Source organism: Pseudarthrobacter sp. MOO14 (genome assembly GCF_058267675.1).
The window spans coordinates 3,609,400-3,634,353 of record NZ_CM177849.1; the positions used below are offsets into that span (position 1 = coordinate 3,609,400).

Annotated in this window: 24 protein-coding genes and 1 pseudogene; 10 read left to right on the top strand and 15 right to left on the bottom strand. The window is 66.2% G+C overall.

Annotated features, from left to right (window positions below):
• Window positions 1-2 precede the first annotated feature (2 nt).
• Window positions 3-404: a TfoX/Sxy family protein gene (locus tag AC4EEV_RS16715; protein ID WP_285320147.1), complete on the bottom strand. Its 402-nt coding sequence runs from the start codon at window positions 402-404 to the stop codon at window positions 3-5.
• A gap of 353 nt (window positions 405-757) precedes the next feature.
• Between AC4EEV_RS16715 and AC4EEV_RS16720 the strand changes: the two genes are divergently transcribed.
• Entirely contained in the window at window positions 758-961 is a 204-nt protein-coding gene (locus AC4EEV_RS16720) for a cold-shock protein (protein ID WP_009372930.1), read from the top strand.
• Between the two features lie 205 nt (window positions 962-1,166).
• On the opposite strand, the gene AC4EEV_RS16725 is transcribed toward AC4EEV_RS16720, so the two are convergent.
• The gene (locus AC4EEV_RS16725; protein WP_491329522.1) at window positions 1,167-1,601 is read right to left on the bottom strand and encodes a YdeI/OmpD-associated family protein; all 435 of its coding nucleotides are present in this window, start codon (window positions 1,599-1,601) and stop codon (window positions 1,167-1,169) included.
• Between the two features lie 134 nt (window positions 1,602-1,735).
• Window positions 1,736-2,917 carry an MFS transporter gene (locus AC4EEV_RS16730; protein ID WP_491330907.1) on the bottom strand — a complete coding sequence of 394 codons (1,182 nt, stop codon included), beginning with the start codon at window positions 2,915-2,917 and terminating at the stop codon, window positions 1,736-1,738.
• Between the two features lie 471 nt (window positions 2,918-3,388).
• Between AC4EEV_RS16730 and AC4EEV_RS16735 the strand changes: the two genes are divergently transcribed.
• Window positions 3,389-4,342: a plastocyanin/azurin family copper-binding protein gene (locus tag AC4EEV_RS16735; protein WP_491329523.1), complete on the top strand. Its 954-nt coding sequence runs from the start codon at window positions 3,389-3,391 to the stop codon at window positions 4,340-4,342.
• A gap of 190 nt (window positions 4,343-4,532) precedes the next feature.
• On the top strand, window positions 4,533-5,357 hold the full coding sequence (locus AC4EEV_RS16740) for an SDR family NAD(P)-dependent oxidoreductase (RefSeq protein ID WP_043424016.1): 825 nt from the start codon (window positions 4,533-4,535) through the stop codon (window positions 5,355-5,357).
• Window positions 5,358-5,759: 402 nt separating this feature from the next.
• Here AC4EEV_RS16740 and AC4EEV_RS16745 read toward each other — a convergent pair whose 3' ends face one another.
• The 3 genes from AC4EEV_RS16745 to AC4EEV_RS16755 all read right to left on the bottom strand — a co-directional run bounded on the left by AC4EEV_RS16745 (window position 5,760) and on the right by AC4EEV_RS16755 (window position 10,108).
• On the bottom strand, window positions 5,760-7,478 hold the full coding sequence (locus AC4EEV_RS16745; RefSeq protein WP_491329524.1) for a phospholipase C: 1,719 nt from the start codon (window positions 7,476-7,478) through the stop codon (window positions 5,760-5,762).
• Window positions 7,479-7,539: 61 nt separating this feature from the next.
• Window positions 7,540-8,556 (bottom strand): DUF6454 family protein, encoded by a 1,017-nt coding sequence (locus tag AC4EEV_RS16750; protein ID WP_491329525.1) that lies wholly within the window; start codon window positions 8,554-8,556, stop codon window positions 7,540-7,542.
• 139 nt (window positions 8,557-8,695) lie between these two features.
• Entirely contained in the window at window positions 8,696-10,108 is a 1,413-nt protein-coding gene (locus tag AC4EEV_RS16755) for an aminotransferase-like domain-containing protein (protein WP_491329526.1), read from the bottom strand.
• Between the two features lie 52 nt (window positions 10,109-10,160).
• Between AC4EEV_RS16755 and AC4EEV_RS16760 the strand changes: the two genes are divergently transcribed.
• Window positions 10,161-11,036 (top strand): DMT family transporter, encoded by an 876-nt coding sequence (locus tag AC4EEV_RS16760; protein WP_491329527.1) that lies wholly within the window; start codon window positions 10,161-10,163, stop codon window positions 11,034-11,036.
• 16 nt (window positions 11,037-11,052) lie between these two features.
• On the top strand, window positions 11,053-11,676 hold the full coding sequence (locus AC4EEV_RS16765) for an FMN-binding negative transcriptional regulator (RefSeq protein ID WP_491329528.1): 624 nt from the start codon (window positions 11,053-11,055) through the stop codon (window positions 11,674-11,676).
• 12 nt (window positions 11,677-11,688) lie between these two features.
• On the opposite strand, the gene rlmC is transcribed toward AC4EEV_RS16765, so the two are convergent.
• Together rlmC and AC4EEV_RS16775 are read right to left on the bottom strand one after the other, a co-directional pair.
• Window positions 11,689-12,816, bottom strand: coding sequence for a 23S rRNA (uracil(747)-C(5))-methyltransferase RlmC (gene rlmC / locus AC4EEV_RS16770; RefSeq protein WP_491329529.1), 1,128 nt, complete (start codon window positions 12,814-12,816; stop codon window positions 11,689-11,691).
• 85 nt (window positions 12,817-12,901) lie between these two features.
• Window positions 12,902-13,636, bottom strand: coding sequence for an HAD hydrolase-like protein (locus AC4EEV_RS16775; RefSeq protein WP_491329530.1), 735 nt, complete (start codon window positions 13,634-13,636; stop codon window positions 12,902-12,904).
• Window positions 13,637-13,709: 73 nt separating this feature from the next.
• Here AC4EEV_RS16775 and AC4EEV_RS16780 point away from each other — a divergent pair, with 73 nt between their 5' ends.
• Window positions 13,710-14,171 (top strand): Lrp/AsnC family transcriptional regulator, encoded by a 462-nt coding sequence (locus AC4EEV_RS16780; protein ID WP_018761987.1) that lies wholly within the window; start codon window positions 13,710-13,712, stop codon window positions 14,169-14,171.
• On the opposite strand, the pseudogene AC4EEV_RS16785 reads toward AC4EEV_RS16780, so the two are convergent.
• From AC4EEV_RS16785 to AC4EEV_RS16795, 3 genes and pseudogenes are all read right to left on the bottom strand, one after another.
• Window positions 14,168-15,579, bottom strand: a pseudogene (locus AC4EEV_RS16785) (aspartate ammonia-lyase). The gene AC4EEV_RS16780 and the pseudogene AC4EEV_RS16785 sit on opposite strands and share 4 nt — an antisense overlap.
• A 55-nt stretch (window positions 15,580-15,634) precedes the next feature.
• Complete coding sequence (locus tag AC4EEV_RS16790; RefSeq protein WP_491329531.1) at window positions 15,635-17,050, bottom strand: aldehyde dehydrogenase family protein; 1,416 nt, start codon at window positions 17,048-17,050, stop codon at window positions 15,635-15,637.
• Window positions 17,043-18,095 (bottom strand): homoserine dehydrogenase, encoded by a 1,053-nt coding sequence (locus tag AC4EEV_RS16795; protein ID WP_018761984.1) that lies wholly within the window; start codon window positions 18,093-18,095, stop codon window positions 17,043-17,045. The genes AC4EEV_RS16790 and AC4EEV_RS16795 overlap by 8 nt, the downstream gene beginning before the upstream one ends.
• 293 nt (window positions 18,096-18,388) lie before the next feature.
• Between AC4EEV_RS16795 and AC4EEV_RS16800 the strand changes: the two genes are divergently transcribed.
• Together AC4EEV_RS16800 and AC4EEV_RS16805 are read left to right on the top strand one after the other, a co-directional pair.
• Complete coding sequence (locus AC4EEV_RS16800) at window positions 18,389-19,828, top strand: amino acid permease (RefSeq protein WP_491329532.1); 1,440 nt, start codon at window positions 18,389-18,391, stop codon at window positions 19,826-19,828.
• A gap of 148 nt (window positions 19,829-19,976) precedes the next feature.
• Window positions 19,977-20,750, top strand: a complete 774-nt coding sequence (locus AC4EEV_RS16805) for an IclR family transcriptional regulator (RefSeq protein WP_018761982.1) — start codon at window positions 19,977-19,979, stop codon at window positions 20,748-20,750.
• A gap of 15 nt (window positions 20,751-20,765) precedes the next feature.
• Here AC4EEV_RS16805 and AC4EEV_RS16810 read toward each other — a convergent pair whose 3' ends face one another.
• Genes AC4EEV_RS16810 through AC4EEV_RS16820 form a run of 3 tightly spaced genes read right to left on the bottom strand, consistent with a single transcriptional unit; the run spans window position 20,766 to window position 22,789 of the window.
• Window positions 20,766-21,542, bottom strand: a complete 777-nt coding sequence (locus AC4EEV_RS16810; RefSeq protein ID WP_491329533.1) for an IclR family transcriptional regulator — start codon at window positions 21,540-21,542, stop codon at window positions 20,766-20,768.
• Window positions 21,543-21,572: 30 nt separating this feature from the next.
• Entirely contained in the window at window positions 21,573-22,322 is a 750-nt protein-coding gene (locus AC4EEV_RS16815; RefSeq protein WP_133832081.1) for a cyclase family protein, read from the bottom strand.
• Complete coding sequence (locus AC4EEV_RS16820; RefSeq protein WP_491329534.1) at window positions 22,319-22,789, bottom strand: hypothetical protein; 471 nt, start codon at window positions 22,787-22,789, stop codon at window positions 22,319-22,321. The genes AC4EEV_RS16815 and AC4EEV_RS16820 overlap by 4 nt, the downstream gene beginning before the upstream one ends.
• Window positions 22,790-22,881: 92 nt before the next feature.
• Here AC4EEV_RS16820 and mmuM point away from each other — a divergent pair, with 92 nt between their 5' ends.
• Together mmuM and AC4EEV_RS16830 are read left to right on the top strand one after the other, a co-directional pair.
• A complete protein-coding gene (mmuM, locus tag AC4EEV_RS16825) occupies window positions 22,882-23,823 on the top strand; it encodes a homocysteine S-methyltransferase (protein WP_491329535.1) in 942 nt (313 codons plus the stop codon).
• Between the two features lie 85 nt (window positions 23,824-23,908).
• Window positions 23,909-24,259, top strand: a complete 351-nt coding sequence (locus AC4EEV_RS16830; protein WP_491329536.1) for a DUF3846 domain-containing protein — start codon at window positions 23,909-23,911, stop codon at window positions 24,257-24,259.
• Window position 24,260: 1 nt separating this feature from the next.
• Here the strand turns inward: AC4EEV_RS16830 and AC4EEV_RS16835 are convergent, their stop codons facing one another.
• The gene (locus AC4EEV_RS16835) at window positions 24,261-24,812 is read right to left on the bottom strand and encodes a dihydrofolate reductase family protein (RefSeq protein WP_018761976.1); all 552 of its coding nucleotides are present in this window, start codon (window positions 24,810-24,812) and stop codon (window positions 24,261-24,263) included.
• Window positions 24,813-24,954: the final 142 nt, after the last annotated feature.

A 24,954-nucleotide genomic window follows, 5' to 3' on the forward strand; every position in this document is an offset into this window, starting at 1 on the left:
GGCTACCGCGCCGCTGTCCCGCGGCCGCTGGTCCGGGGCGTCCGGGTTTTGGGTTCCTTAGGCGGCAGGGTGGCCACGTAGTCCAGGGCTTTCCCGGCCCAGGCACGCGCCCGCGTGTCGTCGCCGTCGCCCTCTTCGTTCCAGACTTCAGGCAGCCCGGTGTAGCCGCCCATGGGCCGCTCCGCGGGCCCGAACGGAACTGTCCGCTCGGAGGACTCCAACAGTTCCTTGTCCTCGCGGGAGAGCTTCAGCCCGATGGTGGAGCCGAACAAGCCCGCAAACATGTTGCCGTTGACGAACGCGCCAAGGTTGCCGAACATCGGCTTCACCACCACGCCCGGATGGTCCGGCACAAGGCGCCGGAAGCGTTCCTTTTCTTCCTCCGTCGCTTTGGGCATTTCCATGGCGTGATCTCCCGGTGGCAGCGTGGTTGTCCGCGGATATGGATGCAGGATATGCCTGTTTGGAACACTGGTCGAGGGGCGGCTGCCCTCCGTTTCGGCGGCCCATTCGTCGGGGGACACTCCGGCAAGAGTCCGGTCCCGGATGACGGCGCACGGCGGTGACCCCGGCTTAATTAGGCGTGGGCCGAATCTCCTGTAGTGTTGAACCTGTTGTTGTGTTTATGCAGTTGGTAGTTCAGGCAGTACGCGCGGTCGAAAGTCCGTGTTCTTCTGAAGTAGCGGTTTTTGAACACCCCACACCGGAGGGCCCGAAAGTCGGGATTTTCCCTCCACCTTCACGAAGGACAAAAATAATGGCTACTGGTACCGTCAAATGGTTTAACGCTGAAAAGGGCTTCGGCTTCATCTCCCCGGACGACTCCTCGCAGGATGTTTTCGCGCACTACTCCGCGATCAACTCCAACGGCTTCCGCTCCCTCGAAGAGAACCAGAAGGTTTCCTTCGACACCGAGCAGGGCCCCAAGGGTCCCCAGGCCACCAACATCCAGGCTCTCTAATTTCTTAGGGTTCCGGGACCGTTAGGTTTCCAAGCAGGGCTTGCCGTCACCGGCAAGCCCTGCTTTGTGTTAACCCGGGTGTGCGAACTCCCGGTGCCTTCTGCGGCTCACCGGCCGCCAGTGCGGTCCGGGACGCCCCGCCGTCAGTGCCGCCCAGGCTGGCGGATGCGCCCGGTACGCCGTTCCGTGGCCGGGCAGCGGTGGGCTAGCCGAGTTCGGCGAGGACCGCAGCGATCCTGCGGGAGCGCGTTTCCTCGGTGCGCGCGCCGGTCACCGCGAGCACATGGCGCCGCTGGTTGCTGTAGGAGAGGGACTGGAAGCGTTCCGCGGCGGCTGTATCCGCAGCGAGGGCGGCGGCAAGGTCCTCAGGAACATCCACCGAGCGCGGCTTGTCGTCCGCAGAGAGCTCCACTGTGACTTCATCGCCGGCCTTGATGCCGGCGAGCTTGCGGATCTCCGAGCTCACCGGGACCTTGGGCTCGCCCTTCATGGTGGCCACCGTGCTCGGGTAAGTAACCCCGTTGATCGTGACCTGGACAGGGAAACGCTTGCCTCCGCCGAGGGCGGCGACGACGTCGTCGGGGACGCGGATTCCGGTTGCGGTGGCGCCGTCGAGCTGGAGGATGGTCGTGAACTTCATGGCTGGCTCCTGTCAGGCTTGCGGGCAGGGAATGCTGCTGGAACCAAGTTCAGCATGGAGCACGCCGCCATGGCCATCAATATCCACGCTTTTCAAGAATTGGGAGCCGCCGGGCCGGCACCCGGCCATGCGGCTTACGGTGCTCCCCCGCGACGCGACGATTCCCGTGGACCTGCCGGGTAGCCGCCCTTGCCGCTGGCTGCAATGATGGCCAGGGCCGCGGCCACCGGGATGGCGGCGGCGTACGGCACCAGGCCGGCACCGAACGCAGTGAACGCAAGGCCGCCGTAGGAGGCGCCGACGGCGATGCCCAGTTGGATGGTGACCACCGTCAGGCTGTTGGCGGCGTCCCGGTGCTCGCCTCCCGCGCGGAGGATCGCTGCCTGGTTGTAGATGCCGATGGCGCCAAACGCTATTCCCCACAGTGACAGCAGGACCATGGCTCCGGGCCAGGTGGCGCCCAGCAACGGGAGCAGGCCGAAGACCGCCAGCAGTCCGGCCACCGTCACGAGAAGGGAGCGCCGTGGCCTGGAATCGGTGGTGACGCCCGCGATCCAGATTCCCACCAGGCTGGCCACTCCGATGACGGACAGCGAAATGCTGACCGCGCCGGCCGGCAGTCCGGAGGCCAGCAGGAACGGCGCGATGTAGGTGAACAGCGTGAAGTGCGCCAGGACCAGGAGCGGCCATGCAACGGCAACAGCAATCACTCCGCGCACGGCAAGGGCCGCACGCAGCGACGGCCGTGCTTCCCGCCCGGAATCCGTGGCCGTCGGCAGCAGGTACATGGCGAGCAACGCGAGGAGTGCCGCGACTCCGGCCAGGGCCAGGAATGAGCTGCGCCAGGACAGCACGGCACCCATCATGGTGCCCAGCGGCGCACCGACGGCCAAGGCAATGCTGTTGCCGCTGAACACGATGGCCATGGCCTTGCCCACGGAATGCGCCGGCACGATTCTCGATACGTAGGGCGCCATGCTGGACCACAGGAGCCCGTGGGCCACCCCGCCCAGGAGCCTGGCAGCAATGGCCAGCGGCAGCGTGGGGCTGGCCGCGAGCAGCACGTTGCTCAGGCCAAACGCCAGGATCGTGGCGATCAGCAGCGTCTTCCGGGGGATGCGACCGGCGAGCAGCCGCGAGAGCGGGAGCGCCGTGAACACGATGACGGCAGCGTAAACCGCTGTCAGTGTGCCCACGGCTGATTCCTGGACGCCAAGGTCGCGGCTGATTTCCGGCAAGAGGCCCGAGGGCAGCAGCTCGGTGGTGACCGCGGTGAAGCCTGCCGCGGACAGGACAAGAAGCCCCGCGCGGGGGATCCTCGCGGGGCGCCCCGGAACGGGGACACCCGCCGGCCCGGTGGCCGGTTCCGATGCCGGGCCTGCGGACGATTCGGTCTGCAACTCGTTGTCTTCCTTGGGGACTGCCACGCCTACAACCCAACCAGCTAATGCGGCAGCGATGGGAGTCCCTGCTGGAACCCCCATCCGCCGAAGGTTTCCCTTCTCGACAAAGTTCGGTTGAAGGAGCAATCTAAAAGGTGCGGGCCTCTGCCGCGTGGCAAGCTACGGCGGCGGCGCGTGGACAAACCATATTCAACCTCTGCGACACCAGTTGGGGTGGTGCATGTCCGGCGTGTTGATGCGCCGGAACCGGGTCCCGTGCTCCCCAGCCCGGGCGTCCGGCACCTTTTACTCCGAAATCAGTGGCCTGTTTGGCCCATGGGTTGAGTTGAACCGGCCACCGCTGCATCGGCTTTTCGGCCGAATACCGTTCAAGAGAGCGTTGCCATGAAGCAAAACCGGGGAAACACCACAAGATTCAACAAACTCGCATTTATTGTCGCCTTCGCCGTGGCGCTGCTGGCCTCACTGGCCGCTGCCGGTCCGGCATCGGCCAGCGGCTGGGGCCATCGGAGCTGGCAGGTCCAAGTGGGCTCCGAGTCCCGTGACCAGGAAATCCAGGGAATGTCGTTCCTCCCTTCGGAGATCTTCATCAATGAGCATGACACCATCGACTGGGCGGCAAACGCCGCCGAGATCCACACGGTGACATTCCTGGCGGCCGGCCAGTCGCTGCAGCCGTTCAATCCGTTCAACGAGGATGAACTTCTCAAGCGCGGAGGGGACAGCTACGACGGGCACTCGTACTACAACTCAGGCCTCCTTTCGAACGTGGAGGTGCCGGGGTTCCCTGTCACGACGAGCTACAGCCTGACCTTCCCGCGGGAGGGCGACTTCACCTACTACTGCCTGGTCCACGGCGAGATGATGAAGGGGACCGTCCACGTCCGCGAGCAGGGCACGGATTACCCGTACAGCCAAGCGGACTACAACAAGGCATCACGGGCCCAGGCGCGGGCCATCCTTCGGGACGGGCACCAGCTTGACGCCTCGCTGGCCGAACAAGCCAGCAACCACAGGGTCCTGGCAGGCGGTGACGACGGCGTTGCAATGGTCATGCGCTTCGTCCGGCCCAGCGTGACGGTGCATGTCGGCGAAACAGTGGTGTTCGCCAACACCGGCATGGGAGCACCCCACACGGTCACCTTCGGCACCGAACCGGCGAATGTCTTTGCGCCGTCGGGTACGCCGTCCAACTTCACCGGTGGCGACCTCAACTCCGGCATCATTCCGCCGGGCGGGGAGTTCTCGGTGACCTTCAAGACGGCAGGCACGTTCAAGTACATCTGCGCACTCCATGACTTCATGGGCATGGTGGGCCAGGTGCGGGTGGTCGACTGACACCATTGACTGACACCAACTGACGGATGCGCTGGCCCGGCCGAAGCGGAGGCTTCGGCCGGGCCAGCCGCGTTTCAGGCCGTGTGGGAAGTCCCGCCACCTGCAGTCCGGGGAACACCTGGCTCCCCGCCATCGTTGTTTCCCTTGGTGTGCCCTCCCGGTGCGCCGCCCGCCGACCGAAGGACACCCCTTGACTCCTCGCACCATCGTGATCACCGGCGCCAGCGACGGCATCGGCGCGGCAGCCGCCAGGACGCTGGCCAAGGCAGGGGAGCGGGTGGTCGTCGTCGGCCGGTCTGCGGAGAAGACCCGCGCCCTGGCTGCTGAGATCGGCGCGGACCACCACCTCGCCGACTTCGCGGACCTGGCCCAGGTCCGCGCGCTGGCCGACACCCTGCGCTCCACCTATCCGCGCATCGACGTCCTGGCGAACAACGCCGGCGGCATGATGGGCAAGCGCACGCTCACCGTGGACGGCAACGAGCTGACGTTCCAGGTCAACCACCTGGCGCCGTTCCTGCTCACCACCTCCCTGATGGACACGCTGGCCGCCAGCCACGCGAAGATCATCAACACCGCCAGCGCCGCGAACTTCTCCGGCAAGGTGGATTTGTTCGACCTCAACGCCGAGCACGGGTACCGCACCTTCCGTGCCTACGGCACCGGCAAGCTGGCCAACATCCTCTTCACGTCCGAGCTGCACCGCCGCTTCCACGACCAGGGAATCACGACGGCGGCCTTCCACCCGGGCGTGGTCCGCACCAACTTCGCGGCGGGTTCCAGCAGCCCGTTCCGGCATTTGTACAAGAGCGTGGCCAACCGCTTCATGCTCAGCCCGGACCAGGGTGCCGACACCATGCTGTGGCTGATCAACGGGACGGCCGGCACCGACTGGATTTCCGGGGCCTACTACGCCAAGCGGGCCCTGGCCAAAGCCAACCGCCAGGCGTATGACGCCGACCTGGCACGAGGGCTGTGGGAGAAGAGCGAAGAGCTGGTCAAAGCCGCAGCCTGACCCGCGGCTCGGGCCGTGGGGCCTACTCGCATCCCACGCCGTCGTGGTCCGCGTCCAGTCCATAGATGTCGCGGCCGATAACCTGCACCGGGCCCCGGACGTGGGCCGGTCCATTGCCGCCGCCGCGGCGGCAGGCTTCTCGGTTAAGCGCTTGGACTGGGTGGCTTCGAGCCCGGGGACAGAAATGTACGCCGTACCGGCAATGGGTGTTGCCCTGGGGGTTGCAGTGGCGGATTCTGTGACCGGCCCACTGCGGAACCGGAGATGTCGGCGGACGCAGAAATGCGCCACTTATCAGCGCCCTGGCAGGTCATGGCCCCGCGAAGACGGGTGCCATGTCCTGACCTTGGCTGATAAGTGACGCATTGCCGGCGGCGCGGACCTTTAGGCCTCGCGGGACGGTCAGTGGCCGGAGTTGTCCGCTCCGCCGCCCTGGACGTTGCCGTTGTGGCTGATGGAGGCCACGGCGCCGGACTGTTCGTCCAGCAGCACCTTGTCGTTGCGCTCGTGGTGGAAGTTGAACATCGCGTCCACGGATCCTGCCGTCGCGTCGGCCGAGGAGTCACCGATCTGGCCGGTGTGCCAGTTGTCCTCGATGAACCGCAGGATGGAGGCCTGGTCCGTCTCGGTGTGGTCCACGAAGTTCTTCTTCGCGTACGGGGAGATGACCACCAGCGGCTGGCGGGGTCCGGGGCCGCACCGGTCAGCGTAGCCCCCTGCCACCGGCACGCCGTTCGCTGCGGCATTCAAGCACCATGCGGCGTCGTCGGACCCGGTGGACGCGTTCTTCGGCTGGGCGGCGACGTGGTCGTACCAGCCGTCGGAGTCGTCATACGCGAGCACGACGGCGGTGTTGTCCCAGTTCTTGGACTGCTGGATCTGGTTGACGGTCTTGGTGATGAAGTTCTGTTCGTCCACCGGATCCGAGTACGCGGCGTGGCCGTCCTGGAACTCGGAGGCCTTCAGGAAGGACACGGCAGGCATGTTGTCGCTGTCCACCACCTTGCTGAAGTCGGCGAGGTCGTACTGGTGGTTGGCCTGGCCGTTGTGCCCGATTTCCGCGTCCGAAGCGGGCGGAAGGTGGTGCGGGTTGGCGGTGGAGGCGTAGTACTGGAACGGCTGGTGGTGCGGGGAGTAGTCCACCACGGAGGCGCCGGCGGCGTTGGTATGGGCGGCCAGGCACGAGGCGGGAGCGCTGCCGGTGGCCGCGGTGGTGGGGGCGAAGCCGCCCTGGAACCAGCCCCAGGATGTTCCCTGGGCGTTGAGCAGGTCGCCGATGTTCCGGCCGGTCATGCCGGCAAGGTTGTTGGCCTTGGCGTGGCTGCTGTTGGAGCAGTCGTCGTAGACAGGGTCGGGGTCGTTGATCACGGTGCCCACGCCGTTGGCGTCCGGCTGGCGGACGGCGCTGCTGCCGGCGGCCGGTGTGGCCACGGGTGCCCCGGCGGCGTTGTATTCCTTGGCGCCGTGGGTTTGGCCCGAGATCAGGTTGAGCGCGCCCGGAGTCGAGGGGCCGAAGACGGTGCTGAAGTGGTTGTCGCTCATCGCGTAGTTCTGGGCGTAGTTCCACATTCCGGTGACGGTGTTCCCGTCGTAGTAGTCCATGGTCAGGCCGGGGCGTCCGTACTGGTTGGTCCCGCACGCGTCACGGCTGGTGAACTGGACGAACTTGTCCATCGCCCCGCCGTTGTAGGCGTTCTGTTCGGCGTTGTAGCCGTGGTCCTGGTCGCACGTGACGGCCTGCATCGGGGACAGCCGCGAGGGCTGGACCGAATTGGGGTTCTTCGGTGCCAGCAGTCCTGCATTGGCCAGGGTGTTGATGTCCTTGGGCGTGTCCGTGGACGCGGTGAATTTGGCCGCCGGGGCACCGGAGCCCTGCTGGGTTTCGCCGGGGGTGTTGGCCGCGTTGGGGTAGGTGGCGAAGTAGTGGTCGAACGAAACGTTCTCCTGGAAGAGCACCACGACGTGCTTGATCGGCGTCGCCGTGTCGTTGTGGGTGCCGGCGCTCGCCGGGGCGGCGCCGAAGCCGACCAGTCCGGCCGTCAGGGCGGTGGCCGCCAGGGCGGCCGCACCGGTGGCGGCGGTGACGCTCTTCCTGGTGAATCTGGGTGCCGGATAAGGCATGGGGTATCCAATCATTCCTGGTGGGTGCACCGCCGCGGCCTGCGGCGGTTGCGGGGGAGTGCTACTTTGCGGGGGTGGCGTCGGCTTCGTAGGTGAGGATTTCGGTGCCGTTGCCCTCATCGCCGTTGTCCGGGGCCACCGTCATGGTCAGGTGCCCGCCGTTGGCGGTCATCTTGAACGGGTTGCGGGTGGCCACGTGCCCGGCGCTGGACCACTGCTGGAACGGGACCTCGCGGGTCACCTCATGGGACTTCAGGTCGATCATTGCCATGCCGCCGAGTTCGTAGGTGGCTGCGGTCCCGCCGGCCGGCGGGGTTTGCGGGAGGTTGGTGACTCCTGCGCAGAGCATTTTGGCGTTGGGGACGTACTGGCAGTCCTGGTAATCGATGAAGTAGTTCGGGTTTTCCCAGGTGGACACTTCCTTGCCCTGCAGGTCCCACTCCGCGAACCGCCGGGAGCCCCAGGTGTTCCCGACCAGGTGGCCGGTCTGTTTGTCCAGCACGATGCCGCCGAAGTGGTCCTTGACCTCGAACTGCTTGTGGACGTCCAGGGTTTCCGCATCAACCCTGTAGATGATGGCGCTGCTGTCCGGCCGGTATTGGGCTACCGGCACCCAGACGTTGGTGCCATCGAAATCGATGCCGCCCGGGTGGTACGTTTCGCCTTCGCCCAGGATGATGTCCTTTTGCAGGTTGCCTGCCTTGTCCATGACGAACAGGTGGCCGATGCCCTTGCCCGGTGTGCGGTCGTAGCCGTCCTGCGGGGCGGGGTACTTGACCGTGGGTTCGAGGATCTGGACGGCGGAGAGGAAGATGTGGTCCTGGCTGTAGGCGATTCCCTCGGTGTGGTACGTGGGGAAGTTCAGTTTCAGCTTGGACGTTTGCTGCCAGGCTGTGGTCCGGCTGACGGAGTCGAAGGCGTCCGCCAGGTCGGTGTTTGTTTCGTGGCGGGTCCCGGAAGCAGGGCTGCCGTTGTCCGGGGTGTCCGCTTGTGCGGCCGCTGTACCGGCGGCCGCACAGGCTGCAACGATCAGGGACGCGGCAACGGTGAGGGCGCGCCGCGTGGGAGTGGAGCTCATGGGGCCTCTTAAGGTTGGGGTCTCAACAGGAGCTCTCAAGTTACTAATGGGTAATGAACCGGGCATGGCGCCCCGGTGAACTGCCGTCGTCACCGGACTGTCCGGTTGACGCGTTGCCGTCAGGAGGCCACGGAATGCCTCAGCGGTCCTGCCGGGCCAGCGCCTCGCCGATGACTCGTGCACCGTCCGGATACGCGCCCGGGTTGGGGCCGGAAAAGTTCAGCCTGATGAAGGCCCCGGCGGGCTCCGCGGGGAACCACTCGGTGCCGGCGGCGATGATGACGCCGGCATCTTCGCAGTCGCGCGCCAGCCGCGGGAGGTCCGTGCCATCGGGCAGGCGCACCCACAGGTTCAATCCGCCGCGGGGCAGGTTGTCGATGTGTGCTTGCGGGACGTGTTCGCCGATGCTGGTGGCCAGCAGGTCCCGGCGCGACTGGAGCTGCTGGCGGAGGCTGCGCAGGTGTGTCTGCCAGCCGGGCTGCGTGACCACATCCAGGGCTGCGGCCTGGAGGAACCCGCTGACGTACATGGATTCCGCGGCACGCTGGCCGAGGATGCGTTCCCGCGCCGGACCCCGGGCAACAACCGCTGCGATGCGGATGGCAGTGGAGACGCTTTTGGTCAGCGACCGGATGTACACCACATGCCCGGAATCATCCCGGGTGGCCAGTGGCACGGGATCGGAGGTGATGCCGAAGTCGTGCGCCCAGTCGTCCTCCACCAGGAACGCGCCGTGCCGGCGGGCCACGTCCAGGATCTCGCCGCCGCGTGCCGCCGCCCACTGCGTGCCGGTGGGGTTGGCGTAGTTGGGTTGCACATAGAAGGCACGGGCCCCGGTCTCGGCGAAGGCGCGGTCCACGTCCGCAGGGTCGGGTCCGTCCGGCCCGGTGGGGACCGGCACCAGGCGCACCCCGGTCTGCGCGGCGGCCAGGATGGCGCCCCAGTAGGACGGCGATTCGATAAGCAGCGGCTGACCGGCCCCCACCAGGGCGCGGAAGATGGAGCTGAGGCCGCTCTGGCTGCCCGGCAGCACGATGACGTCATTGGGCGTAGGCGGGGTGACCCCTACCGGTGTTGCCTGCCCCAGCTCGCGGGCGAACCATTGCTGCAACTCCGGCATGCCCGCGGCGGGCGGGCGCGACAACGCGGCATCCCCGCGGGCAGCACGGGCCAGGGCTGCCCGCACCAGCCGTTCGGGCAGCAGCTCCCGGTCCGGGTACCCCGAATGCAGCCAGATGGCATCGCCGGGAACGTTGCGCATGGTGCTCGACGACGACGGCAGCGGCGAGGACGGGGACCGCAGCGCTGCGGTCTGCCAGGCATAGTCGGACGGCCGGGCCGTCCTGACCGCGCGGACGAAGGTTCCCACGCCGGGCCGGCTTTCAATCAGTTCCTGGGCGGCCAGGGCCTGCAGGGCTTTCTGCACCGTCACGGGGCTTGCCTGGTGTTCGGCCACCAACTGGCGGGTGGACGGCAGCCGCGCACCGGGAGCCGCACTGCTGATCCACTGACGGAGTGCCGCAGTGATGCGCGAACTGCTATCGTTGTTCATGAAAGAACATAGTAGCGCTACTGTCCTTGAGCGCCCAGCGATACCGCTGGGAATGTCGGCCGGAGTGTGGTGGGGACTCCTCGGCGTGGCAGCGTTTTCCTTCACCGTGCCGTTCACCCGTGTGGCGGTCGCCGGGATCCAGCCACTGTTCATCGGCTCGGGCCGTGCCGTCGTCGCCGCACTCCTCGCCGCCGCAGCGCTTGCCGTGACCCGGCAGCGGCTGCCCCGGCGCGGCACCTGGCTGCGCCTTGCCTTCGTGGCCGGGGGCGTCGTCGCCGGCTTCCCGCTACTGACGTCCTATGCCCTCACTGCGGTTCCCGCCGGGCACGGTGCCGTGGTCATCGCCCTCCTGCCGGCGGCGACGGCGACGGCAGCCGTGCTCCGCACAGGCGAGCGGCCGGCCCCCGCCTTCTGGGTGGTCATGGCGCTTGGCTCGCTGGCGGCGATCGCCTTCGCCTTCCTGCAGTCCGGGGGAGTGGGGCACCTGCAGTGGGCAGACCTGCTGCTGCTGGGTGCGGTGGCCTGCGCCGCCGTCGGATACGCCGAAGGGGGACTGCTGGCCCGCGAACTCGGATCGTGGCAAACCATCGCCTGGGCACTGGTCCTCGCCGCCCCGGCCATGCTGGTCCTGGCGGTTGCCTCCGTCCTCAGCCAGCCGCCGTCGGCCACGCCCGTCCAGTGGGCGGCCTTCGGCTACCTGGCAGTGGTCAGCATGTTCCTGGGATTCGTCGCCTGGTACCGCGGGCTGGCCATCGGGCCCATGGCGCAGGTCAGCCAGATCCAGCTGCTGCAGCCGGTCCTCAGCATTGGCTGGGCGGCGCTGCTGCTGGGGGAGCCGCTCACCTGGACCACCCTCCTGGGCGCCCTTGCCGTCATCCTCTGCGCCGCCGCGGCCGTCCGCGTCCGCCTCAACCGTCCCGCCCGCTAGCCCGAAAAGGAGCACCATGTACATTCCCGCGCACTTCGCTGCCGCCTCCGAAACCGTCCACAGCCTGCTGGCAGAGCCCGGCGCAGCCAACCTCATCACCATGACGGACCAGGGCCTACTGGCCACGCTGCTGCCCTTCGCCTTCAACCCCGGCGTGGGGGCGCACGGTTCCCTGCAGGCGCACATGGCGCGGAACAACCCGCAGTGGACCGCCCTGCCCACCGGCGAAGCGCTGGCCATCATCCAGGGCCCCGACGACTACATCTCGCCGTCGTGGTACGCCGCCAAGGCCGAGCACGGCCGGGTGGTGCCCACCTGGAACTACGCCACGCTGCATGTCTACGGCGAATTAGTGATCCATGACGACGCCGGCTGGCTGGCACGGCACGTCCGGCACCTGACCGGCCTGCACGAGGACGGCCGGGAGCATCCCTGGGCCGTGGACGACGCCCCGGAGAAGTTCGTCGCCGGCCAGCTGCGGGCGGTGGTCGGCGTGGAATTGCTGGTCAGCCGGATCGAGGCGAAGGAAAAGATGAGCCAAAACCGGTCCGACGCCGACGCTGAAGGAGTGGCAGCGGGTCTTCGGGCCGAGGGGCGCGAAGCCGGGGCGGCCGCCGTCGAACGCGCCCGCCGAAACTGACGCCTGAGGGCCCTATGCTGCCCGTTCCAGGAGCACCATCACCTCGTAGTGCGTGGTCTGCGGGAACATGTCCAGGACGCGGGCCCGGCGCGCCGTGAAGGACGGAAGGTTCGCCAGGTCGCGGGCCAGTGACTGTGCATTGCAGCTGGAGTACACCACGTGCTGCACGTCCGAGGCTTCCAGCCAGCCGCACAGTTCCGTGCCGATGCCGCGGCGGGGCGGGTTCACAATCACCAGGTCCGGCGACTCATCAGAAGCCAAGGCGAAGGCGGTGGCGTCGCCGGCCTGGAACTCCATTCCCTCCAGGCCCGCCTCCCCGCTGCTGAGCCGGGCGGACACGATTGCCTCGCCGCTGGTTTCAATGCCGGTGACGGTGCGGGCCGGGGCGGCGCAGTGCAGGGCGAAACCGCCCACCCCGCAGTACAGGTCCCAGACGGATGCGGGCGCGAGCTCGGTGACCCACTCGCGGCCCTGCCGGTACAACGCCGCGGCCATCTCGCTGTTGGTCTGGAAGAAGCTCTGCGGGCGCAAGTGCAGGGTGACGTCGTTGACGCGCATGGCCAAGGTTTCCTGGCTGGTCAACAGGATCTCCCGGTCACCTTCCAGGACGGCCTTGTGCTCCGGATGCAGGTTGACCGACACCACTTTCACCTGGGGAAGCGCCGCCAGCAGTTCCGGCAGGTGTTTGCGGATACGCGGCAGCACCTGTTCGGAGCGCAGGACCAGGCGGAGCATGATCTCGCCATCGGGGGATTCGGTGATAATGACGTGCTTGAGTTCGCCGGTCCGGCGCGGCACATCGTAGGGCGTCAGGCGGATCCGGCGGATGAAGTTCGCCAGGACCGGGAAGCAGGCCAACAGGCCCGGGGAGCAGACGCCGCACCGGCGCAGGTCCACGCCGTGGCCGTCGGCGTCGAGGATTCCGATGGTGGGGTTCTGGGCCGTCCCGCCGATCACCATCTTGGCCTTGTTGCGGAAGCCGGACTCCCGGCTGGCCACCGGGGGCAGCCATTCCAGTCCGGTGTGGCCCGACAGGAGGCCCTGGCAGTGGCGTTGCTTGCCGGCCAGCTGCTCGCCGTAAGGCATGCCCATGTGGGTGCAGGAACGGCAGGCGCCGGCATCGAAATAGGAGCAGTCCATGACCGGACAAGTTTACCCGCTGCCTTTCGCAGCCTCGAAGTGCACGGACGACGACGGCACTTGGCTCAGCGCCGCCGTCGTACCTTTAAGGGTGGTGACGCGGTGTGCGCCGTGCCTTCTGTCCGGTGCTTCCGTCGGGGCCTATGACCGCAGCGAGCACTGCGGCCGGGGAGGCAGCCACGAGGCTGGCTCCTTCTTCTTCTCCCGAGCAGCCGTAACCCCAGCTGGCGAACACTGCGGGAATGCCATGGACTGTGGCTCCGGCAACGTCGTAGCTGCGGTCGCCCACCATGAGCGGGGCGCGGAGGTCCACCTTTGCAGCCTCCAGCCTGACCAGCGCTTCGGCAATAACATCCGCCTTGCTCCACCTCGCGTCCAGGTCCGACGCACCACAAATGGTGGTGAAGTAGTGGTCCAGCCCAAAACGGCGTGCCATCCGGACGGCCTGGTCTTCGGCTTTGGACGTCGCCACCGCCATCGGTATGCCGGCAAGGCGCAGTTGTTCCAGCATTTCCCGGACGCCCGGGTACGGAACCGACTGGTGCGCGCCGACGTCCGCATAGGCCTGCCGGTAATGGGTCAGGGCCCGGCGGGCGAGGACTTCATCGTGGCCCAGTATCTCCCTAAGGGATTCGAGCATGGGCGGCCCCACCAAGCGGAGCAGCCCTGCAGGCGCTGGAACCGGCGCCCCGACGGCAGCCAAGGCGAGGGCGGCACTGGCCGTGACACCCGGTGCCGAATCGAGCAGCGTCCCGTCCATGTCGAACAGCACGCAACCGAAGGCTGCCGTGCGTTGGAGGCTCTGGTGCCGAAGTATCATCTCTTTGTGCTTTCATTCTGGAGCCGGCCGACTCGTGTCTGCATGTTGGGAGTACATACGGTGAAGGGTGGACATGGATCGGGCTAGTCTTGACCGGATCGATCAGAGCATCCTGGCGGAACTGACGCGCAACGCCCGCATCAGTCATGCGGAACTTGCAGCGAAAGTCATGCTCTCCCGCAATGCCGTCCGGCAACGGATCGACCGAATGGAACGGCAGGGCTACATCCAGGGCTATACCGTGGTGGCCGGCGCTCCGGGACAGGGCACAGTTTCGGCCTTCCTGATGGTCTACCGGAAGGACAGGGTTCGCGGGGCCGACGTTATTGCGGTGCTGCAGTCGATCCCGGAGGTGGTGCTGTGCGACGTGGTCAGTGGCGACTTTGACCTCCTGGTGCGCGTTGAAGCGCGTTCGCTTGAACGGATCCAGGAGATCTGGGAGCAGATTGCGGCCACACCCGGCGTAACGGACACGGTAACGGCAATGACCCTGTCCAATTATGTCCGGCGCGGCGCAGGAGTGCTGCCGGCCTAGCCAACGGAACCGGGCATCCGGGTGCCACCTCCCGCAATGGCCGCATCCACCACGGACTTGGCTGACACAAGGTCCATCAGTTGCTTCCCGGCCACGATGTCCACCACGGCTTCCCCGCTCCGGAGGGCCTCCTTTGCCACCGCCGCAGCGGCCGCGTATCCGATGCTCGGTACCAAGGCTGTCGCGACGCCGGCAGATGCCTCGGTGCGAGTCCGAAGCATCTGGCTGTTGGCTTCGATTCCATCGATGCAGAGGGTGCGGAGGCTCGCAGCACCCGCTCCCAGCCAGCCAATGGACTGCAGCAGGACATGGGCCATCACGGGCTCGAAGGCGTTGAGTTGCAACTGCCCGTTGTCCGCGGCCATTGTCACCGTGGTGTCCGCTCCGGCCACGGCAAAGGCGATCTGGTTGACGGCCTCCGGAATGACCGGATTCACCTTGCCGGGCATGATGGAAGAACCGGCCGGCGCGCCGGCAGGGATATTTCGCCGAGCCCGTTTTGCGGCCCGCTCGCCAGCAACCGCAGATCGCTGCAGATCTTTGAGAGTCGTATCGCGGCGCGTTTCAGCATTCCGGATAAGTGCATGAAGGCGCCGACGTCCCATGTGGCCTGGAACAGATCGTCGGCGGCACGGACCGGAAGGCCGGAGATCTCCGCGAGGGCGGCCAAAGCCCGCCGCTGGAATCCGTCTTCGGCCGTGATGCCGGTCCCCACAGCCGTCCCGCCGAGGTTGCATTCGAGCATCAGGTCAACGGCTTCCAGGATGCGGGCGCAGTCTTCCCGGATAGTGGTGCCGAAGGCTCGGAACTCCTGCCCCAGCGTCATGGGGACGGCGTCCTGCAGTTGGGTGCGCCCAATCTTCACCACGCCGCTGAACTGGGTTCCCTTGGCCATGGCCGCGGACGCAAGCTGTTCCAGTTCCTCGGCCAGTTCCAGCGCACCGGCGGCCAGCGCCAGCCGGAGGGCCGTGGGATAGGTGTCATTGGTTGACTGGCACTTGTTGACGTGGTCAATCGGATGCAGGTGCCCGTAGTCACCGCGGCCGTGGCCCAACTTCTCCAGCGCCAGGTTGGCGATGACCTCGTTCGCATTCATATTGGTGCTGGTGCCGGCCCCACCTTGGATGACGTCCACGCAGAACTGCCCGTGATGCTTTCCGGCCAGGATCTCCTGGCACGCCTGCCGGATTGCACGGACCTTGTCCTGTGAGAGCACGCCGAGTTCTCCGTTGGCGCGGGCAGCAGCGCTCTTGACCATCGCCAGTGCCCGAACAAGGTGCGGATGGGCGGATACGGGGATGCCGCTGATGGCGAAGTTTTGCAGGGCCCGCGCGGTGTGGGCTCCCCAATAGGCGGACGCCGGAACGGCGATGGGCCCTAGTGTGTCCGTCTCGATGCGATATTCCATGGTTTCTTTCGCCGGGAAGAATCTTGTGGTTGTTGGGAACGGCGGGTGCACTCCGTCATGGGCGCTTGATGCAGACAACCTTGGGCTGGGTCATCTCCTCGTAGGCGAAACGCACGCCTTCGCGGCCCATGCTGCCGTACTTGGATCCCCCGAACGGCATGCCGTCGAAGCGGTAGTCGGACGAGTCGTTGACCATGACGCCGCCCGCCTCGAGGCGGGACGCCGCCTGCAGCGCTGTTTCCAGCGACCGCGTGAAGATTCCGGCGTGGAGGCTGAAGTCCACGGCGTTGGCCATCTCCAGCGCCTCGTCAAGGGTTGAAAACGGCTGGAGCATGGCCACCGGCCCGAAAACCTCCTCCATCCACAGCCGGCTGGACGGGCTGACTTTCTCCAGGACCGTGGGCTGGAAGACGTTGCCAATCCTGGTGTTTCCCGCGAGGACGGCAGCCCCGGCGGCGACGGCCGTTCCTATCTTTGCCGTGAGCTGGTCCACGGCTGCGCCAGTGATCATCGGCCCCATGTCGGTTGCTTCGTCGTCCGGGTCACCGGATACGAGGTGCGCCGTCGCATGCAGGAAGTCGCGGCGGAAATCCTGGTAGCGGGATTCGGCGACAAGGATGCGCTGCACACCCACGCAGTTCTGGCCTGCCGCCCAAAAAGCGCCCGAGACGCAGGCCTCCACGGCAGCGTCGATGTCCGCGTCATCCATGATGATCACCGGGGCATTCCCACCAAGATCCATGGAGAGCTTCTTCAGGCCTGCGGTCCTGGCGATGGCTTCGCCGGTGGAAAAACCGCCGGTGAAGGACACCATGCGGATCCCGCGGTTTGCCACGATCGCCTCCGCAACGCCCCTGTCCCCGTGGACCACCGTAAGCACCCCGGGCGGCAGGCCGGCTTCGGAAAGGACCTCCGCCAGCAGTTCCGCGCACAAAGGCGTCAGGGCGGATGGCTTGAGGATGACGGCGTTTCCTCCCGCGATGGCGGGCCCTACTTTGTGCACTACCAGGTTCAAGGGATCGTTGTAGGGCGTTATGGCCGCGATGATCCCCAGGGGTTCGCGGGAGAACCAACCCGTGCGGTCCTCCGAGCCCTCGTAGGAATCGAATGGTATGGTCTCGCCGGCGTTGCGGCGGGCCTCAGCCGCGGAGAGGCGCAGGGTGTTGACTGCGCGCAACACCTCCTTGCGTGCCTGGCGGATGGTTTTTCCGCTTTCGGCTGTGATGGTGCGGGCAAATTGCGTGCGCCGTTCCTCGATCTTCGAGGCGGCGCTGTCCAGGATTCTTCCCCGGGCATGGCGGGACATCGCCCGCGCCTGCCTCGCTCCGGCCCGGGCCGACGCGACGATCGCGTCCACGGATTCCGGTTGGGCCATGGCGACTGTCCCCACCACCCGGCCATCGTAGGGGCTCACAACGTCGCGGAAGACGGCTGATTCGGCGCCAAGGGGTGCAATCACCGATTCACGCATCTGCAGCCACCTGGTTCCGTGCACCGTGCATGGCGATGATGTCCGACAGGAGGGCGAACGCAGTCTCCACCCGTCCGGCTCCTGGCCCTGAAACGGTCACTGGACCGAGGAGGTTGGTATTGAACGAGACCGCGTTATTTGCGCCGGACACTCCCGCGAGGCCGTGGTCCAGGGGGAGGGCCGCGGGGGATACCGAGGCGCTGACGGTTCCGTCCGGGTTCCTCCGTGCTGAGCCCACGAGTTTCCAGCGGCGGCCCTCGTTCCTTGCGTTGCTGAGGTCCTCCGGGGTCAGGGACGAGATACCTTGGCGCTCAACGTCCGCCAGCCGAAGGTCCGCGCCGAGCAGTTCGTTGGCCAGGATCAGGACCTTGAGCTGGACGTCATAGCCGTCGATGTCGGCCGTGGGATCCGCCTCGGCATACCCGCGCTCCTGGGCTTCCCGGACCGACTCCTCGAACCCGAGGCCTTCTTCCATCCGGCCCAGGACATAGTTGCTGGTGCCGTTGAGGATGCCCTCGAACCCGTTAAGGGCCAGACCGGGAAACAGTTGTTTGGCGAAGCGGATGACGGGGGTCCCGCTCATGACCGCGCCTTCGAATTCGAAATGCAACCCGTTCCGCTGTGCAAGTCCGGTGAGTTCGGCACCGTGCAGGGCGACAGGGCCCTTGTTGGTGGTGCAGACACTCTTCCCCGATTCGAGGGCCCACCGCACATGCGAAGCGGCCGGCTCCCCGGTTGCGGGGTTGGTGAAGGTCGCCTCGCAAATGATGTCGGCGGAACACGTCCTGATGACGCGCTCGTTGTCCGGGTCCGCGGATCCTCCGTGCGCTGCGAAGGTCTCCTCCGCCGGGTTTATCCGCAGGGCCATGTCCATGTCGATTCCGCCGTCCCGGACCAGGGAACCGAGCCGAAGGTCCGTGATGGCCACAACCCGCAGGCCGAAGCCCAATTCACGGTTGAGGTCATCGCCCCGGTTTGCGATCAGTTCGGCCAGCGTTCGGTTGACGCCGCCGAACCCGATCAATGCGATGTCGTAGGTGGTCATGGTGCTCCTTTGATGTGGTGGTTTGGTGTTCCCATCGTGGCCCGGGCCGCTGTCCGTCGGGACATGTCCAAACGCACTATCGGGCGGCCATATCGACCATTGGAGAACCACATCGACATCCGGCGTAATTGCGGATGCGTGCAACATTCGCAATTTCATATGATTTTGATGACTAAAACTTCCTTTTCGTGTTACTTTCGTCACTGTCGACGCGCTAACAGCTCCTCGCGGACGGGCCATCCGACCGCGGCCGTCCTTCCTTCCTTCCTACCGTTCCCCACTGGAGGCATCTCTTGGAATCTTCGACCCCCCTAACCCTCAAGCCGGAGCCGGGTGCACCGCCGGCCACAGAGTCGGGCCTGCGCCGCTCCATGGGACCCCGGCACCTGGTCATGATCGCCATGGGCGGCGTGATCGGTTCCGGCCTGTTCCTCAGCTCGGGATACACCATTTCCCAGGCCGGCCCCCTGGGCGCCGTGCTTGCCTACCTCGTGGGCGCCTTCGTGGTCTATTTGGTGATGGCCTGCCTGGGTGAGCTCGCCATTGCGTACCCGGTGTCCGGCGCTTTCCATATCTATGCTGCGCGGTCCATCGGTCCCGCCACCGGATTCGCCACAGCCTGGCTCTACTGGTTGTGCTGGGCCGTTGCCATCGGATCCGAGTTCACCGCCTCGGGCTTGCTGATGCAGCGGTGGTTCCCCGGCGTTGACGTGTGGGTTTGGTGCCTCGTGTTCGCCGCTACGCTGTTCGGACTCAACGCGGTGTCGTCCAAGTTCTTCGGTGAGTCGGAATTCTGGTTTGCCATCATCAAGGTAGGCGCCATCATTGCGCTCATCGTCCTTGGCGGGGCGGCCCTTCTGGGCTTCCATCCGCTGAGCGCATCCGGCGCCCATCCTTTCCTGTTCGAGAATTTCAACACCGACGGCGGGCTGTTTCCCAACGGGTTTACCGGCGTCCTCGTGACCGCGCTCGCAGTCTTTTACGCCTTCTCCGGCTCCGAGCTGATTGGTGTGGCGGCGGGCGAGACGAAGGACCCCGCCACCAGCATCCCCAAGGCGATGCGGAGTACGGTTATCCGCCTCCTGGTGTTCTTCGTGGGTGCCATCGCTGTCATTGCGGCCACCATTCCGTACCAGGAAGTTGGCCTCGACGAAAGCCCCTTCGTTACCGTGTTCACGGCGACCGGTGTCCCGTTCGCCGCAGACCTGATGAACTTCGTCATCATTACGGCGCTGTTGTCTGCCGGCAACAGCGGCTTGTTCTCATGCGCCAGGATGCTCTATTCCCTCGCCGACGAAGGCCACGCACCGCGGGCACTGAAGCGGTTGACGGGGCGCGGCATTCCCATGATCGCACTCTCGGTGAGCATGCTCGGCGGCCTGGCCTCACTCATCAGCAGCGTGGTCGCCCCGGAGTCGGTTTACCTGGCGCTCGTCTCGGTTGCGGGCTTCGCCGTGGTGGGGGTGTGGATGTCCATCACAGCCTCGCATTTCTTCCATCGACGGTCTTTCGTCCGGAACGGCGGCGACGTTTCCACGTTGCCATACCGTGCCCCGCTCTTCCCGGTGGTACCGGTCCTGGCGTTTTCCCTCTGCGTACTTTCCCTCGTCGGCATCGCTTTGGACCCGGCCCAAGTCGCGGCCCTGTACTTTGGTGTTCCTTTCGTGGCCGTCTGTTACGGCTATTTCCACTTCAGGTACGGACGGAAGTCCCGGGCTGACAGGGCAGACTAGCGCAAAAGGTCGTATTGGGGCCTGATGAGGACAGCTGAACCACCAGCACCGGGCCCCGCCTGTTGGGCGGGGCCCGGTGCGCTTTGGGGCCGTGAAAGCCAAGCCCGTGTGAGGATAGGGTGGTTGCCGGTCGGAAGGAGCAGTAAGCGTGGATAACTCCCCTGAGGCGTCATCCCTGGCGCAGGGGCTGCGGATCGTGCGCCTGGTGGTTGACCGGGAAAAGGCCGGCAAGCAGCTCTTAGGCGTCTCGCAACTGGCCGCCGAACTGGATATGGACCAGAGCCGCGTCTCCCGCCTGACTCAGGAGCTCTGCGACCTTGGCCTGCTGGAGCGGCGCGAGCGGGGCCCGTTCCGGGTGGGAAGCGGCTTCTTCAGCCTTGCCGCCACACTTAACACCGGTTGGGTACGGGACGCGGGAGCGGAACTCGAGACCCTGGTGGCCTCCACGGGGCTGCGTGCCCGGGTATCCGTCCGTGACGGTTACCGGGCCATCCTGCTGCTGGCGTCCAGCAACGATTCGCAGGCCGGCAGCTTCGTCCAGCCCGGCATGGTCACCCCCGTCTGGTGCACGGGAGCGGGGCGGGCCCTGCTGTGGGACCATAGGCGGCGAGGTTTTGAGGCGTTGCTTGCCGACGTGAACTTCGTAGGGGTCGGAGGCCCCGGAGCCCCGCATTCCAGCGCGGAGGCCTGGGAGCTGATGGCCAGGGACAAGCCCAAGGGTTACGTCGTAGCGGCCGAAGAGTTCGAGCACGGCATCACTGAAGTGGCCGTACCCATCCGCGATCCGGAGGGCGGCATCCTGGCGTCGCTCAGTGTGCTGGGTGGCCGTGCCGATGTTGACGGCCGGGCCGGGGAAGTGGCGGATATCCTCGCCGGGGCCGCAGACAGGCTCGGATCCGGCCGTCTCCCCGTGCCCCGGTAATGCCGTCCGCAGGGCCTACGGATGGTCGTTCGGCGAATGCCCTCCGAGCATGGCTTCAAGCCATTCACCTTCGCTTCGGAGCGCCTTTGCATGTTCGGCTTGCCTGGGTTCGATGCGGCTTTTCAGCCCAACCACCTGGAGCGCGGCCACGACTCCACCCCTGAAATCCCTCACGGGCACGGCCAGGGAGTAGAGACCCGGTTCGGCTTCCTCGTCGACGACTGAATAACCGCGCAGGCGTGCCATCCTTAGGCGCTCCAGGAATTCCTCAACGTTGGCCGGAGTGTTGGGGCCGTGCTGTTGGAAAGTTACGCCCGCGAAGATCGTACGGACTGCGTCATCGGAGGTTTCCCAAAAGAGCGCCTGCCCGGCGTCACTGCAGTACGCAGGGTAGGGCCGGCCCAGCCAGGACCCCACCATTCTGCTGCTGGCGGGGATGCTTTCCCCCACAGTCACAGTGCTGTTGCCGCTGAGAACCCCCAGGAAACACCCCTCGTCGGTCTGGCCCGCAAGGTGGTCCAGCGCGGCCGCCCCGTCCGAATGCAGCCGACGGCGGGTCAGCAGATGGGCGTCCGTCAAGACACTCCAGTCCAAGGCAAAAGTGCGCTGTGGCGTCCGCTGCAGGATCCCCTCCTGCTCCGCTGTCCGCAGGCTCCTGGAGACCTGGCTGCGGTCCTTGCCGAGGTCTGCGGCGATCTCGGCCACCGTGCCGCCGGGGAGGCCGCGCGCGTGGCGCTCCCCGGCGGCCAGGACTGCCATGATTCCCCGCCCCATGCTTGTTGTCCTCAACATGGTCCGAGTCTAGATGACCCTTTGTGGCGGTCAGGAGATGGCGAAGACGCGGGCGGGAAAGCCGCTGCCTTCGCGTGGCTTTGCCCAGCTGGCCACCACCACGGCCCCGGACTCAGGGAGCCCGGCCAGGTCCGCCAACAGCTCTATCTGCCAGCGGTCCTGGGCGAGGATATAGGTTTCCAGGGCGAAGTCTCCCCGGGACGTTGCCAACCCCGGGTCCGTATCCGTCTGCTCGTGCCCGACAGCCGAGACCGAACGTTCCTCGATCAGGAAGGAAAGCACCTCCCGGGACCAGCCCGGTGTATGGCTCACGCCGTCTGCATCCCTGTTGGCCATGGCCTCCCCGTCCGGCCACCGCCGGCTCCAGCCGGTCCTCAGGGCGACGAAGGATTCTGCGGGTATGGTTCCGTTCCGGTCCTCCCACGCCCGCACATCCTCCAAGGCAGGGGTGGCGTCAGGATCTTCCTCAACGCGCCGGGTGATGTCCAGCACCACAAGGGGCAGGATCATGTCCTGGACCGGAATCCGGTCGAGGGTGCGGCCCCCGCGGATGAAGTGGGACGGGGGGTCCACATGCGTTCCCCATTGCCCCACGATCGAATACCGGTGGGCCGTGAATCCGTCGCCTTTTTCAAGATCGAAAAGCGCTTCCCGGCTTTCGTCCGGAAAGGCGGCGAAACGGGGCTGGCCCGGGTGGAAGGCGTGGGTGAGGTCCGTAAACGTCCTGCCTGCCAGCGCGGACTGCAGTGCCGGCCAAGCGGCGGTGGTGGTGAGGGTCATGATGCCGCCTTTGAAGGAGTTTTGCGGTGCAGTCCTCCGGCAACGCTGAGTGGGCCGGTCACCTCGATGACGGGCAGTTCCCACGGGTGGATGTCCACAAGTTCCTGCACGGCACGCTCCAGGACGGAATCGTCCAAGGCGGAATCAAAATAGGTGGTGAAGACGAACGTGGGCGAAAGCGTTTGCTCGCCTACCCGGCCGAGGGTGGGCGTCGCCCCCTCGCCGCAGGAGAATCCCTCGAACCCGATTCCGGATTCGAAGACGTGCTTGTAGTTTCCGAAATCACCAAGGTCGGGAAACTGTTCAACGGCCTTCAGGAGTTTTGCCAGCCCTGGATCCTGCTGGACCGCGTCAGCGTTTCCGGCTGCGATGCGGCTGAAGGTTTCTGCGCTGATGGGCCAATGGACCCGCAGCTTACGGACGCTGTTCAGGTGCACACTCACGAAATTCTCCTCTGGGGTGGTCATCAATGCAGTCATGGTGACACAGAGTGATATTCATTACAAGCATGGAAACTTGTCTATAATGAGTAAAACCGCACAAATCGACCGGAGTTGCGATGCCCCACCGTTTTCCCCTTGCCACCTCGCTTGAAGGCAGGACCCTTGTCTCCGATGGCGCCCTCGCCACCGAACTTGAAGCGCGCGGCTGCGACTTGAACGATCCGCTGTGGTCCGCCAAGGTCCTCCTGGAGCAACCCGAACTCATCAGGGACGTGCACCGGGACTACTTCGCCGCCGGGGCGAACATCGCAACCACCGCCAGCTACCAGGCCACGCCGCAAGGATTTGCTGCCCGGGGGATCGGCCGGCAGGAGGCCTTGGACCTTGTTGGTTTGTCGGTCCGGCTCGCGGAGGAGGCCCGGCGGGAGCACATGTTGGACCACCCTGACGCCGGTCCCCTGCTCATCGCTGGATCGGTGGGTCCGTACGGCGCCTACCTCGCAGATGGGTCTGAGTACCGCGGAGATTACGTCCTCAGCCCTGCGGAATTCCGTGCGTTCCACGGACCCCGCATCAACGCCCTGGTTCAGTCCGGCGTCGACGTCCTGGCCTGTGAAACGCTGCCCTCCTTCGCCGAGGCGGAGGCCTTGCTGGCGCTCACTGCGGAAGCCGGCGTCGAGTCCTGGTTCTCCTTTACGCTGCGCGACGGCGCCAGTATCAGCGACGGCACACCCCTGGCGGACGTGGCCAGGCTTCTCGATATGCACCCCCACGTTGCCGCAGTCGGGGTCAATTGCGTGCCCCTGCACCTGGTGGCTCCGGCACTCGCAGCCTTGCGGCAGTACACGGACAAGCCCCTGCTGGCTTACCCGAATTCCGGCGAAACGTACCACGCGGACACCAAGACGTGGGGTGCGCCCGGAATCGGCGGGACGCCGGACGGGGCACCACAGGACCTCGCCGGCGGAGTCCCTGCCTGGCGCGAAGAGGGTGCCCGGATCATCGGGGGTTGTTGCCGGACCACTCCGGGTGACATCGCCGCCGTCGCCGCTTTGTAGTCGGCCGGGCACGGTCCACTCGCCCGCGCCCGGCCCGGGAACACCACACCCTCCCCGCATGTTAAACCCTGTGGAGAGACCAATCATGGACAGCAGAACGTACCAAGCACTCGTTGTACCGGCCAACAACGCCGAGCCCATCCGCATGGAGCAGGTGGGAGCGGAGCCGCAGGCCCTGGAATCCCTGGTGGACGGGCCCCTTGAATCCGTGATCCACGGCGACTGGCACGTGTACCTGAACGCCGAAAGCGTGGCCATGCTGCTGCCGGTGAATTTCCGTGCAGGCCAGCTCATGCACGAATGCGGCCTGGACCTGGACGGGATCCGCGGCACCGCCGTCTTCCTCGGCCGCGGCGAACACGGAACCGAAGCGGACGTGCCGGAACACCTGCCCCGGCTCGCGGAGGAGCTGTTCGGGGCACGGCTGGCGGCATGACCTAGCCGGCGCGGACTCCGTACGTGCTGAGCACGTTCCCCTTGCTGGTCCGGGACTGCTCCTGCAGCTCCAGGCGGGTCAACGGGTCGCCGTCCTCAAACAGGCGGCGGCCGGTGCCCGCAATGACCGGGTGGGTCATCAGTTGAAGCGAATCCAGCAGCCCGGCAAACAGCAGCTGCCGCACCACGGAGATGCTGCCGCACACGGCGATCTCACCGCCTTCGCGCTCCTTCAGGGCTGCCACGAAGTCCTCGAGCGGTGCATCCATCAGCCGGGAGTTCTCCCACTCCAGCGGCCCCGCCAGTGTCCGCGACGCCACGTACTTCTCCACGGGGTTGATGAAGGCGGCAAAGTCCTGGTCGGCGGAGGCGTTGGGCCAGTAGCCCGCCCACTCCTGGTAGCTGACACGGCCCAGCACCACCGTGTCCACGGTGTTCATCATCCGGGTCAGCCCGTGGCCGAGTTCCTCATCGAAGCTGTCGAACTGGAACTTGAATGGTTCTGACACCACCCCGTCGACTGAGTGGAACAGGCCGGCAGTGACTTTGCGCATGGGTCCTCCATTGATCGAGTGGTCAGCCCTACGCTATGTGTCCGGAGGCGCCGGGCGGAAGGGTTCTGCAGGGCTTCTTCGGCCCGGAAATCCGTACGACGCCGGGCGGCCGGGTTAGTTTGGTCACTCGCCGTGGCGTCTT